This window comes from Candidatus Jettenia sp. AMX1, from assembly GCF_030263775.1.
Lineage (GTDB): Bacteria > Planctomycetota > Brocadiia > Brocadiales > Brocadiaceae > Jettenia > Jettenia caeni.
This window is the reverse complement of the sequence record NZ_SZPP01000070.1, coordinates 1-14,133: the sequence shown is the minus strand read 5'-3', so window position 1 is coordinate 14,133 and position 14,133 is coordinate 1. Positions and strand designations below refer to the sequence as shown.

At 38.3% G+C, this 14,133-nt stretch carries 5 protein-coding genes; 1 reads left to right on the top strand and 4 read right to left on the bottom strand.

The window, feature by feature from the left end; genetic code table 11:
* Window positions 1–293: 293 nt before the first annotated feature.
* On the bottom strand, window positions 294–509 hold the full coding sequence (locus FBQ94_RS16470; RefSeq protein ID WP_007221433.1) for a dodecin family protein: 216 nt from the start codon (window positions 507–509) through the stop codon (window positions 294–296).
* A gap of 337 nt (window positions 510–846) precedes the next feature.
* Here FBQ94_RS16470 and budA point away from each other — a divergent pair, with 337 nt between their 5' ends.
* Window positions 847–1,626, top strand: a complete 780-nt coding sequence (budA, locus tag FBQ94_RS16465) for an acetolactate decarboxylase (RefSeq protein WP_007221434.1) — start codon at window positions 847–849, stop codon at window positions 1,624–1,626.
* Window positions 1,627–1,720: 94 nt separating this feature from the next.
* Here the strand turns inward: budA and FBQ94_RS16460 are convergent, their stop codons facing one another.
* The 3 genes from FBQ94_RS16460 to FBQ94_RS16450 all read right to left on the bottom strand — a co-directional run bounded on the left by FBQ94_RS16460 (window position 1,721) and on the right by FBQ94_RS16450 (window position 14,073).
* Window positions 1,721–2,614 carry an HhH-GPD family protein gene (locus FBQ94_RS16460; protein ID WP_007221435.1) on the bottom strand — a complete coding sequence of 298 codons (894 nt, stop codon included), beginning with the start codon at window positions 2,612–2,614 and terminating at the stop codon, window positions 1,721–1,723.
* Between the two features lie 60 nt (window positions 2,615–2,674).
* Window positions 2,675–3,673: a signal peptide peptidase SppA gene (gene sppA / locus FBQ94_RS16455; RefSeq protein ID WP_007221436.1), complete on the bottom strand. Its 999-nt coding sequence runs from the start codon at window positions 3,671–3,673 to the stop codon at window positions 2,675–2,677.
* A gap of 806 nt (window positions 3,674–4,479) precedes the next feature.
* Window positions 4,480–14,073 (bottom strand): Ig-like domain-containing protein, encoded by a 9,594-nt coding sequence (locus FBQ94_RS16450; protein ID WP_285442275.1) that lies wholly within the window; start codon window positions 14,071–14,073, stop codon window positions 4,480–4,482.
* Between the last annotated feature and the right edge of the window lie 60 nt (window positions 14,074–14,133).

The following is a 14,133-nucleotide window of genomic DNA, read 5'->3' as shown; positions in this document are numbered from 1 at the left end:
TATGATGAAATTAGGAATGCCGGAAAGTTATGCGATCTCATAAATTGCATACTACAGGGAAAAACTGCTTTTTTATCGGATTTGTGCAACAAAGCCATTTGAAGTAAATAATCCTTGAAGAGCCGTTTTTCAGGGTTAATAGAATTGTGCAAATCACATCATATGTTTCAGTATTGATTCTGGAATTTAGGATATATGCAATAAGATATAATTGTTGTTTCCTCTGATTTCTTAATCATCCGGGCGATTCCCATGAGATGCGTGAAACAGAGATCAACCTGCAACGATTCAAGTCAGGCGTTGCTATGGTACTTGAACGAAACTTTTATCTTCGCCCGGTAAGCGTGTATCTTGCCTTCCTCAATTTGCACATCCAGTTCGCTTATTTCAGCAATACGAAGATCCCGGATTGTTTTTGAGGCTGTTTCAACAGCAGCTGCCGTTGCCTTTTCCCATGACTCTGTGCTGGTTCCAATTAGCTCTATTACTTTATAAACACTCTCTGCCATTATATTCTCCTTTCATTATAGTTGTTTAAAATAAGATTAATAACCGCATTTTCCATACCAGTGGAAGCGGAAATTCATATACTTATCTTACTTCCACGGATTCCTGTTTTAGAAATAAAAGGAATTGAATCCCTATTACATCATTTCCCCCGCTCTCTTAACGAAGAAAACCAAATTCTTTTGGAAATTAGAACTAAGGAGAATAAAATAGTGAATCTTTATTCAGCAATTTATTCCGGATGTAATCTTATATCTCTGTATCGACAACGATAAACTCAATGCTAAAGAGATTATCTTTGCCCGGGTATCGGATAAAAAATGATGTTAAGGTGATACAATGAAATGTATTGATCGTATACTCTTGATAGTATGCTTGATTAGCCCTTTGTATGGATACTCATGTAGTAAGGTAAAAAGAGATATCCTTTTTCAGACCTCTACCATCAATGCCCTTCTTGAGGGTATATATGATGGTGATGTGACCTTTGGAGAATTGAGGAAATATGGTGATTTTGGTTTGGGAACGCTGAATGGACTTGATGGAGAACTGGTCGTATTGGATGGAAAATTTTATCAAGTAAGATCTGATGGGATAGTAAATCCTGTAGATAGTTCCATGAAGACACCTTTTGCCGTGGTTACTTTTCATGAGGCTGATAAGACTGTTATGGCGAATAAATCGTTGAATCTTGAGCAGCTTGAAGGTTATCTCGATAGTATCTTGCCTTCTCAAAATATCTTTTATGCAATCAGGATAGATGGCACATTTCGGTATATTAAGGTACGAAGTGTTCCAAGACAGGAGAGACCATATCCACGCCTTGTTGATGTTGTCAAAAACCAACCGACTTTTGAGTTTTACGATATGAAGGGTACCATAGTGGCATTCTGGCTGCCTGAGTATATAAACGGTATAAATATTCCCGGATATCATTTTCACTTTCTTACCGAAGATAAACAGTCCGGTGGACATATCCTTTCTGTAATTACCGGCGATATAAGAATTCAGATCGATTATACCTCAGAAATACATATGGTTCTTCCAGGAAGCAAAGAATTTTCTTCTGTGGATTTAACAAAGGAAAAGCAGAAAGAATTGGAGAGCGTTGAAAAATAGTTTTCACGAATCAGGATATAGGGGGAAGATAGCACAGGTAAAACAGTCACTAATCTGCCAGTTTCAAATTTCTTTTGCTGTTGTTGAATAAATCTTAAGCTATGGTAAATTTTTTCCACCTTCTCTTGATAAAACCCTCCTTTTGCAACTGAAATAAAATATCCCTTAATTTTTCCGGACACACCTGCAGTTTTTGCACAATCTCACTCTCGGAAATATATGATTCACGGGTAAGTACTTTAAGAATCATTCCCCGAATTTGTCTGTTAGAGCCTTGGAATGGAGATTGCTTTTGGTAATGAGCGCTTTTTCTATTAGGATTCTCATAGTCTTTCTTAAGCATCACCCCATAATCCATAAGGGCGTAATACCAATTACGGGGATTGGAAACATCAAGGGTCTTTTCTACCAGGAGAATAATTTCAGTATCCTTAATATTAGTCTCATCGTGGAAAAAACTATGGATAAATACCCTCCGTATATTCGTTTCAATAAATACGGTAGGTTTGTGGAATGCAAAGGCAGAGATTGCAGAAGCGGTTGCCCTGCCAATTCCGGGGAAAGTTATTAATGCGTCCACAGAGGAAGGAAGAACTCCACCAAACTCTTCTATAACTTTTTGAGCTATCCGTTTCAAAGCCATTGCCCGGCGGTTGTAACCCAATCCCTGCCATTCTTTCAGTACCATCTTCAATGGCGCCCGGGAGAGAGAGTAAAAATTGGGAAATACCTGAATAAATGATTCGTATTTTCCTATAACCCGCTGTACCTGAGTTTGCTGAAGCATAATTTCTGAAACGAGGATGTGGTACGGTTCTTGTGTTATCCGCCAGGGAAGATTGCGGCCATATTCCTGGTAATAACTGTAGATTACTTTTTGAAATTTCTTTATTGCATCCGGAGTCAGGATCTTTTTCTGCCCTGCCTGTCCTGGTTTTACCCTTTTATTTTTCTGTTCTTTCGGTTTCGTTATCTTTTCCTTTTCCATAAATGGACAATTTTACCCTGCTTTGATGTTTGGGAAATTCAACGTTTTTACCATATTCAATTACGGTGCCCAAAGGTACATAAAAGAAGGTGTACCTGACCTGACAAATGTCCTCAAATCAAAATTTACAAGATTAATGGCATGGGGACCGGTTAGTTTGGAATAAATGTTATTTTTGTAAGCCCCTGGCCTGTGATATATAACCACCCGTGCTTCTGTTAGTTCCGCTTCTTTCTTTGCCAGTAAAATAGCATCATCTAAATAACCAATCTGATCAACAAGCTTGTGTTCCACAGCTTGCTGGGCAGTATAAATCCTGCCATCGGCAAGCGATTTCAGCTCTTTCAGGTCCAATCCGTTTTTATTTCTGTTTTTTACAATAACTGCCAGAAACCTTTCATACATAGTATCGAGTACACCCTGGAATATCTTTCGTTCCTCTTCTGTCATCGTTTTCAACGGTGACCCCATATCTTTATGCTCGCCAGTCTTGATGGTAGCATCTTTTACACCGATCTTCTGCAATAACCCTTCGATACTAACATTGAGCATAATAACACCAATACTGCCCGTAACCGCAGTAGGGTGCGCTATAATCTTGTCTGCTGATACGGCCACATAGTAACCACCCGATGCCCCTAAATCCATAATACAGGCAATAACCTTCATACCGGTATCTTCCTTAAACCTTTCAATCTCATGATAGATCATATCAGAGGCAGTAACCGACCCGCCGGGACTATTGATACGCAGAATAACGGCCTTCATATGTTTATCCCTTGCCGCCATTTTCAATTCTTCTTTGATACGGGTAAGGATATCAGGCTCTTCAGAAAGACTTGCCAGACCGCTCTTCTCATCATTGGTAGAAATGACACCGGAAATATCCGTAATGAGGATTTTATCTTTTCCCATCCCCGCAACCGTTTTTTCCTGAAGTGGCCCGACAGATGGGATTAAAGAAACAGAAAGAAAGGTACAACCTGAAGAAAAAAGGAGAAAAAGACCGAGTAGGTAGATAGGGACAGTACGAAAAAAATTACCTCTTATATTTCTCATGGCGAGCCTCCCCGTCAAATAATTTTTTACTTCCCTTCTACACAAGAAGAGGGAAAAATTTATACATGAAATGCAACTTCGATTCTTGCGATTGACATGCCTGCGCGTAAAAACTCATACGGATAAGCATGAAGGAACGAAACAAACTGTACCCTACAATTTAGAGCTACTTATATTTCTTTTATCATTTTACTTATCGTTCCCTGACTTTCAAGGTAAATTATAGCATCCCATAGATGAAACTGACCGTGCCAGTGCGTAATCCAGAACACAAGCTATAAGCTTCGTTTCCAGCATAAGCTATTTGGCCTCAATCGTTGATATTTTGTTGTAGGGGCAGGTTTTAAACCTGCCCCTACTTGTGTTCACCCTTGTCCTGTATGATTCAAAACATGTATACTTGTTTTCAATTTGGGAGAGCACAAGGTTCGCCCCCTACGTTGGCGTTATAAAAAAGTCGTCGAATACCTAATTAAATGTATAGGAATTTCAATATTTATTGTAGGGGCGAAGCATTTGCCGTTATTGGCCTAAAATACTATGTATGCGCTGAACGGCAAATGCTTCGCCTCTCTCTACGCCTGGCCGCAAAACAAAAGTTGCCGAAGGCCTAATTTAACGTATAGGAAATGCAAACAAACTACGTAGTGGCAAGGCGAGCCTTGCCACTATACATCGCTAAAGTCACCTAAGGGCTGATATAATTATAGACAACGAGCAACCACGAATAAACAACCCCGATAGGGGTGAAATGATTATAGCGCTGTGAGATGGAACCGAACATACTTACCTTATAAAAAAAGCGCCTAATTACTTTTCAATAATTGAATGATAATGTCATCTTCTTTGTCTTTCTCAAGGGGTATTTTAACCTCGTAGATCGATTTTCTGTAACCATCTTTTTCAGCAATAATACGATAAGTATCTGCATCCGCATATTCAAAGGTAAAACATCCATTTGCATCTGACTCCGCGATATCGGCATACCCTTCCCCTTTCAGACTTAACCTTACTCCTTCAATTGCATTACCGCTTTCACTGAAAACATGTCCATGGATATGGAATGGTGGATACCCTGCATGGCCGGTATGTTTAAGCCCGTTATTAGTATCATCATAACTATCTGGCGATTTCACAGATATATCTTGAGTTACAGAAGCATCATATTCGCTTATAATTCCAACATCGTTCTCATTCGATTTTATCGACGACGCAAGGGAAGCTTTCCAGGCACATTTAAGGTCACCGTTCGTTATATCATAATAGCTGATATACACACCATTTGATGGGTTAAGTGCTATAGAGGTATACCTGCCTGCATTCCCACTGCTGTCAATAGTCGTTATTACCCATGAGCCGGAAACATTGGTAGCATATTTGAGATCACTATTATCCACATCGTAATAACAGATATGAGCATTCTTAGATGTATCGACTGCAATAGAGGTGTCTATGCCAACGTTTCCATTAAAGTCCACACGCTTTTTTAGCCATTTGCCAGAGACGTTGGTGGCATACACCAGATCACCGTCATCCCTATTATAATAGCTGATGTACACCTTACCTGACGTATCAACCGCTATAGAATTATACCTGCCTAAATCTCCGTAAGTACCTACCGTATTTTTTTTCCACAGACCAGAGGCATTCGTGGCATATTTCAGATCGTGGTTAGTTACATCATAATAGCTAATATGTACCTTATTTGAGACATCAACCGCAATGGAAGTATCCATACCTACAACTCCGTCACTATCCACAGTTGCTGTTACCCATAAGCCAGAAACATTGGTAGCATATTTAAGATCTTTGTTAGTCCGATCATAGTAACTTATGTGCGCTTTATTCGATGTGTCAACTGCCAGAGAGGTATACAACCCCGTATCTTCATCCTTGTCAACACTCTTTGTTATCCAGGAGCCGGAAGCATTCGTAGCATACTTAAGGATTTTATTGGTCCAATCATAGTAACTAATATGTACCTTGCCCGGTTTATCAACTGCTATGGAAGTATACCAGCCTACATCTTCTTTATAGTCGACTATACTCTTTACCCATGAGCCAGTAACATTCGTGGCATACATAAGATTACTATTCGTCCCATCATAATAGCTTATATGCATCTTACCTGATATATCTACTGCTATAGAGCTATACATACCCACATATTCTCCATAATCCACCTTCTCAGCAATATATTTTCCTTTATCCACATTTAGTCCAATGAGCGAATGAGAAGCTTCGGTAGCATATTTAAGATCATCATTCGTAGTATCATAATAGCTGATGTGTATCTTACCTGATGGCTCAACTGCCAGAGAAGTGTACAGGCCTACGTCTCCTTCACGATCAATCTCCTTTACCAGGAAATCAGAAATATCCTTTTTGGTCCACAAACCAGAAGCGTTGGTAGCATAGTTAAGGTTTCCGTTATCCTTATCATAATAGCTAATATGTATCTTGCCCGATGCATCAATTCCGATAGAAGTATACAGACTTACATTTTGGCTGCTACTATCTATATCTATCTTTTCCCATGATCCGGAGGTATTGGTAGCATATTTGAGGTTGCCATACGTCACATCATAATAACTCATATGTACTTCGCCTGATATGCCAACGGCTATTGAGGTATACTGTCCCACATTTCCACTATTGTCCACATTTTCTATCATCCATGAACCTGAAGCGTTCGTGTCATATTTAAGATCGCCATTCGTATTATCATAATAACTGATATGCACTTTATTGAACGTATCGACAGCAAGAGAGGTATACTGTCCCACATCTCCAGTACTATCTATAGGATAAGCCATCCACAAGCCAGAGGCATTCGTGGCATACTTCAGATCGCCATTATCTAAATCATAATAGCTTACATGTGCATTCCCAAAGGTATCGATAGCTATTGAGGTATACAGTCCTACATCCCCGCTACTGTCCACAGTTGCAATCTTCCATGATCCGGAGGCATTCGTGGCATATTTAATCGTATGATTAATCCTGTCACGGTAGCTGATGTGCACCTTGCCTGATGCATCAATTGCCAGAGAAGCATAATACCCCACGCCCGGCGACATGTCTACGATCTCAGAATGCCAGCCCGTGCCATCGTGGTGTACGTAACAGAGACGGTCACCGCCGTAGGCAATATGGGGGTGGTTATCGGTATCAAGGGCAATTGTCCTTGAGGAAAAATAGGAAAACCATTTTGGAGCTTCCACAGGCATTGTTTTCCAGGATGTCTCGGTCTTAAAGCTCCAAGTATACGGAAAGGCTATCGTATTTCCACTTAAGTCCTTAACATCAGTTGTTATTGTAGCTATGTAGGTCTTACCAGATGCAAGATTCTCTGGAGAAGGTTTAAATGTGGCAGTAATAGTATTAACATCATAAGATACATCTCCATCAATATTATTACCATCGCTCACGGTAAAGGTGGTTCTGGTAATTGTAGATGGGTCTATCTTTTCGCTGAAGGTAGCAGTAATAACGGTGTCAATTGCCACGTCCATCGTATTATTTGCTGGGCTTGTAGAAATAACTGTAGGTGGTGTAATATCAGGTGTGGTGAAACGCCACGAATAGTCTTCTGCCATGTTGTTTCCACTCAGATCTTTAGCACCGGTTGTGACAGTAGCCGTATAGTTCTTATCATAGGCAAGGCTTGTAAGCGGTGTAAATTGTGCAGTAGCACCACTACAAGATACTTCTCCGCTAATATTATTACTACCATCGCTTATGGTAAATGCCTGAACAATGGCAGATGTATCCATCTCCTCATGAAAAGTAACAGTAATGATCGTATCAACGGCCACATCTTTTTCATTATTGTAAGGGTTAGTAAGTTTTATCGTAGGAGCTGTTGTATCTAAAGTGATAGAATTACTTTCTGTAGCCGATACATTACCTGCTGCATCCTTATACCATACATATACGATCTTTTCACCGTCTCCCTCTTCTAACGTATACGAGATTTCACTACTATAATTGCTAGTAGGGGCAACAGATATCCAGCCGGAATCAGATGGTAATGGTTTAGCAGAACCGGTAGAAATATAATAATCTGTTATCCCTACATTATCTGTAGCATAAAGGTTAAGGGTAACTAAAGTTGAATTGACATACATTGCTCCGTCATTAATGCTAATAGAACCAATAGGTGGAATAGAATCTATATAAGCTGATACAAATTGCCAAAGCGGGCCGATGCTGGTACTCCCGTTACTATCTTTGGAAATGATCTTCCAGTAATAAGTCGTATAAGAGGACAGGAGACCGGGGATGTAAAAGGTATCTGGTTGGTCTGATGAAATAAGTGGTGGATCTGAAGTAGTACCAAAATAAACATCATACGAAACTGTATCATTAATATCTGGGTCACCACCGCTCCATCGCAATATTACATCTACCGGTTGATCTATTGCACCATCTGCCGGTGTTGGATTTGTGGGAACATTCGGAGATTGGTTAAATACTGAAACAGTTTTCGTAACTGATGAAATAAACCCATTTTTATCCATCACTTGGAGGGTAACATTATAATTTCCGAGTGAATCATACCGATGAACAATTTTCCTGTTTACAGAGAAAATAGTGTCAAATATATTATCACTATCAAGATCCCATCTTACCTTTACCTGTTCACTTTTTGATTCTGCATCAGAAGAAAGATTTCCATCAAAAATAAAGATAGTACCTACACCGCCTTGATAAGGATTTACACTAAAATCAGCCATTGGCGGTGTATTAAGAGAGGGTCCACCATAAGCACCTCTATCATTTCTCGTGCTATTAGGATCATTATATCTTGTTTCAGGATAACCGCTATCAATAGCAGGAGAGCCTGCTTTGAGATGGAAATCATTATTAGGAAAATCAATAAACATAGGATCGGCATCCGTATCACCTGGTCCCATTATTTTAAAGTAATTTGCTTTTGAGTAATAGGGATCGAGTTCACCAAAGTTCCCTTTTGTATTATTCCAATACATATTAAATGAAGGAAAGATGTGCTGATGCGCAGTATCAAGGGCATTACTTTCAACTACACCTATATTATTGTTAGCTATGATATTATTTTTTAAGTAAACTTTGGTATCTTCTACTGAATTGTTAAGACGAACGGCATCGCTAAGATTAATAAATGTATTATTCTCTATGAAAATATTTGATGATGTATAACCATCAATACCAATACCGAAATTATTATCACTAATTATGTTGTTTCGTATGATAATTTTAGTTGCTCCTATGCTAACACCTCTCTTTATCCAATTATTGGAAACAATCGCAGGACCATTCGCACAGTTAACAATCATATAATCACCAAAACCATCCAACATGCTATTTCTGGCCATATCAATACGGCAACTACTTTTATTAAATACTGTTACCGATGGACCAGCACCTTGCAATCGTATTCCTTCTTTTAATGTTATACTTTCTACCCCATAGTCACCATAGTCTCCAGGATATACATAAACCATATCCCCATCCTGTGCTGCATCAATAGCAGCTTGTATCGTACTGTATTGAGTTGGCACTTCCAGGACATTTCTATCGGGAACATAAAATATGGTGTCTGTCAAGCTTGTCCAGTTGCCAAGTGCGTCAGACACCTTTGCATAAACAGTTTTTACCTCACGTGCTGTATTACCACCATAAAGAGTAAGATCCCAATCCTTCTTTATCGCAGAATAAGGCTCTGCAGTTGACCATGTTACACCATCATTGCTAAACATCATTTGTGAACTACTGCCAAGGCCCCCAACTTCGTCAGTAAGATCCAATGTTACCGTAACAAGTTTATCTGCTGTAGCATATTCATCAAAATTCACGGATATTATTCCTGTTGGTCCAATAGTATCTTCCTTATATGTGCCGTCAAAGGTCAATGTCTGGCCACTATATAACATCTTTGCCTGATAAGATGGTGAATAAAGATTAGTTATTGGCGAAAAGGTGATTGTATATATCCCAATAGGTAAGTCTGATTTGAACCAATCTGTACCACTGCCTTCATAGGTATCTAAAGGACCTTTTATCGTAAATAATGCATCTGTACGATTTGAGATTACCTGGATTGTACCTGTACCATTATATTCAAAGGCCCCCATATCCGGGGCAATACCGTTATAAAATACTCCTACATTAGTACCTTTGTCGATACACGGCGAGCCAGTATTAAGGTGGTAATCTTTATTTGTAGGGTTTACAAAAGAAGGATCTACAGATATATTATTGTTTATACCTGTTTGGTCAGTTATTTTACCATTATAGTTTGCACTACTATTACCATAAATATCATTATTCTTGAAAATCGATGAATTATCATAACTATTAACACCAATATTATTATTTGTAATTATGTTATTGATAATTTGAGCGGACCCTATCCAGCCGAAAATTCCTTCATCTCCATTAGCAGCAATAGTATTATTGTAAATATGAATATCAGTTCCCGAATTTATCCATATACCAGGCTGACTATTTTCTATGATAAGATTATTGATTATCTCTGAATTTGACGCAGAATATGTAGTATTCCAACCGACATAAATCCCAGTTGTTCCGCCTTTAATTATGCAATTTTTCACTTTGGATGAATTTGACTCAAGTAGTATGACATATCTCCATGTAATACTGCTAGAGTTAATGATTGTTAGCCCTTCTATGGTAGAATTATCAGCATCTAGAATACTCCAGCCGGCCGTATCTTCGACAGAAATTGTTGTTTTATTGGCACCTGCGCCCATAAGGGTTATTCCATGTTTCATTTCAATACCAAAATACGTATTAGGATGCTTTTGATTATTTGGATGAACTATACCTTTAATTGCATAAAACCCTTCCGTCAAATAAACTGTATCTCCTGGACTTGCAGCATCTATAGCATCTTGAATTGTTTCATATACTTTTCCATTCAAAAGAATTTGTCCGGGTGTTCCAGTTACTTTTGTTATAGTATCTGAATAAATTTGTGATTCATTACCCTCATAGTCCCTGAATTGAGCATAAACGGTATAAATAGTTGATCCATATTTACCACCATAACGGGTATCTACCAGACTCCAGGGGTACTGAGAATTATAATGTTCCCAATATGTCCAGTTAGTTTTATCATTACTAAACCTCATATGTTTTACACCGGAATCACTATCTGAAGCAGAAAGATTTAGGGTAACTGAATAGGATGTAGTAGATTCTGCACCGTTATTTATAAGAATAGAGCCAGCAGGTACAGTAGAATCGCCTACAGTTGTAAAATGAAATACTGGGCTATATCTCGTATCACCTGTATCATCAATTGCCACTATTGCCCAGGACATCACTTTATTATAAGGAAGATTGTAGAGGGTATATGTTGTTTCTGTCTGCTGATATGATCGTAAATTATTATCAGCATACATATAAATATCGTTATCGCCCTCCATGGCATAAACATTAAACCTTAAACCTTCTCCTCCCGGATGATTTGCGCTCCATTTTAGTGTCACCGTTAATGGTTGTTCTGTCGCATTATTGGCCGGATTAATGGCAACGATGTCTCCTGGTCCCTGATCACCAACGATAGTTACACTTTGAGTATTACTCCAATCACTTACTCCACAATTATTAATCGCCTTTACACGGTAATAATAGGTGCCGGGTAATTTTTCTCCAGAATACCACGATGTCCCACTATTTGTGTAAACTACTGAAGGACTGTTAAATGAAGAGGAATCATCCTCTTGCAGGTTATAAAAAGATACATTACTTGAATTAGACCAATTGACATAATAGCTATTGGTAGATGGTGTGATACTGTACAGTGTTGGGATAGAGGGAGCAGTACAATCGCTAACAACACTAAAATCTCTATCACTCATATCACTGTCCTTACCATCAAATGAATCCGTTGCCTCAATCCTGATTCTACCCTTTGTAGTAGCTATCGATGGTATATACGAATAAGAACCATCATTAACTTCGTTAGTTGCTATGGTTGACCAATTACCGCCACCGTCGGTAGACCCGAATATATCTATCTTCTTAATTGTTCCCGTGTTGTCTGTGGCTGTCCATTTTATATCATAGGATTTGCCAACAGTTAATGTTTCATTACCGTTAGGTGAATTTATTGTTACCGCTGGTTGGTAATTAACTATTTGTACAAGTGGGTTCTGAATTGACCATCCGAAAGTCTTCTCTTGATCTTCCCATTGTATTCTCCACCAGGTATAAAGCACTCCATTGTAATAAGCAGCCTGAGGCCCTTCTTTAATTTGTCCACTACTTCCAGTTGGCATCTCTTTTATAAAAGTACCACCAGGTGTTTCTCTTGCATTGACCTCTGCACTCGTTTTAATCCAATCGCCAATCTTCAGTAAACTTGCTGACACAATAAAGTCAGCATCACTTTCTAAATTTCCACCCGCACTGAACCAGTTACTCATTGCCCCATTACTGTCCCTTGCTCTTGCCTGCCAATGATACTTGCCGTCAGCAAGCCCTGAACACGTAACAGCCGCAATTTGTCCCGATGAAACACTACCACCAGAGACACAATTAGGAGAAGGTAACTTTGCGAATGATGTTCCAATCGGTTTGATCTCAACCTCAAGAGAAACGGGGTTGTTGTCAGGATCTGTTACCTTGCCTTTCATAACCACCGTTCTCTCACTTGTAGAGCCACCAACAGCTATATTGATTACACCATCAGATTTGCATTGAACAAGGTCCGTGGGAATATTGGGGGCATTACCGGAGGTATTATTGATAGTAACAGAAACGATATCGCTTGTTGCATCATCACCGGCAAGGGCAATAGCTTTAGCGGTTAGATTATGAGTACCATTAGTATCTTTTGTAGTATCCCAGTCCCATCTATAAGGATCACTACTGTCTGTAAATTTCAAAACATTGTCTATGTAGAATTCAACTTTTGATATGTTACTTAAAGGACTGGCCGAAGTAGTGACCGAGACGGAACTACTTATATTAGCGCCATCTGATGGACTAATAATTGAAACACTCGGATCAATAGTAATTTTAGATAAGTCCTCTGTAATATTATTTTTAGGCTCGAATATTGCTCCATTAAAACAATACTTATCAACGGCATACCAAACATCATCATAAGGAGGAAATTGTATTTTTTCTGGTTTTTTCAAACATGGTAGTTCTATATTTTCTGTTTGTGCCGCTATACCAGAAAAAAGCAAAAAGCTGAATTCAGTATTATTCTCTTTTGTATCAACCGCACTCAATCTTGGCACATAGATCACATTGCCTTTTCCTGTTTTGTCTATACTATATATTTTTCTATCTTGCCCACCTGCATATTCTTTGAGTGCATTTTTTATTTCAGGCCAACAACTAGGGTCTACAGTTACAGTATAACTCCCTTGCCTAAAGTAAATTCCATGACTCCCCTGTGCCACATAAACGTGGGGATGACCGTTCGTTTTTTCTACATATTTCCATTTGACATAAGCTCCTGGAGACATTTTTTCGTCATTCCAATGAAATTTCTCATTATCATTATTCGAAGGGTTGTTTTCTTCATAGAATGCAAACACTTGATCAGATAGATGATGAAAGAAATATGCGCCTACCGGTGTAGACTTTAGTATATCATTGTTATCCTTTTCTAAGATAACAACAAAGCGTTCTCTATCTCCCGAGTGTCTCGAAAACCACTTATTAATAATACTCTTACCAGTTTTGGGGTCGAACGGATAGTAAAAAAAATATTGCAAGAAGATATATCCATTGTATTCATAAGCAGTGCCATAAATTTTACTATTATTCCTTAAGTCGTCAAAATTAGAAGTACCTTTAGGATAAGAGAGATTTGTATCAATTGCAGCAACATAGGGTTCGTCTGTTGTACCTTCAAACTCTAGCAAGCTATATTCTTCATCAACACTATCCCATGGTCTTGTTATTCCATATTCAAACCCCTCGTCGTTATAATATGCTATATTTATACCTTTATTTGAATTCTCCTCTATAACATTCGCATCTTTCAAGTAGAACTCTTTATCAAAAACACCTTGTTTAAAATCTTTTTTCCCCACTGCAACACGATAATTATGATAATAATTAAAATTTTCGAAAGTGTTTAATTCTTTTACATATATTCTTACTATATCTCTTATATCAATAGGATAGTAAATCTCTCCTTCTTTTAGTTCTCCATCTTTATATCCCCAAGGATCTTTGTTTCGTTCTTTTGATTTATTATAATTACCAAAATAGACATAGGGAGCATATCTATCTAAAAGATCTATAATAATACCTTTATCGATATTATTATGATCTCTTATAAAAAATGCTGTCCAAAGTTCGTCAAAATTGCCATCATTATTATCATCTTCATGTTCAATACAACTTATTCTATATTTACCTATCAAATCATTATTAAAATTTTTAGCTTCTATTTCAAAATCTTCCCATTCTAAATGGCTTTGTTG

Excerpts from the sequence above, each read along its gene's own strand:
- FBQ94_RS16470 (WP_007221433.1), bottom strand. The coding sequence starts at position 509 with ATGGCAGAGAGTGTTTATAAAGTAATAGAGCTAATTGGAACCAGCACA.
- budA (WP_007221434.1), top strand. The coding sequence starts at position 847 with ATGAAATGTATTGATCGTATACTCTTGATAGTATGCTTGATTAGCCCT.
- FBQ94_RS16460 (WP_007221435.1), bottom strand. The coding sequence starts at position 2,614 with ATGGAAAAGGAAAAGATAACGAAACCGAAAGAACAGAAAAATAAAAGG.
- sppA (WP_007221436.1), bottom strand. The coding sequence starts at position 3,673 with ATGAGAAATATAAGAGGTAATTTTTTTCGTACTGTCCCTATCTACCTA.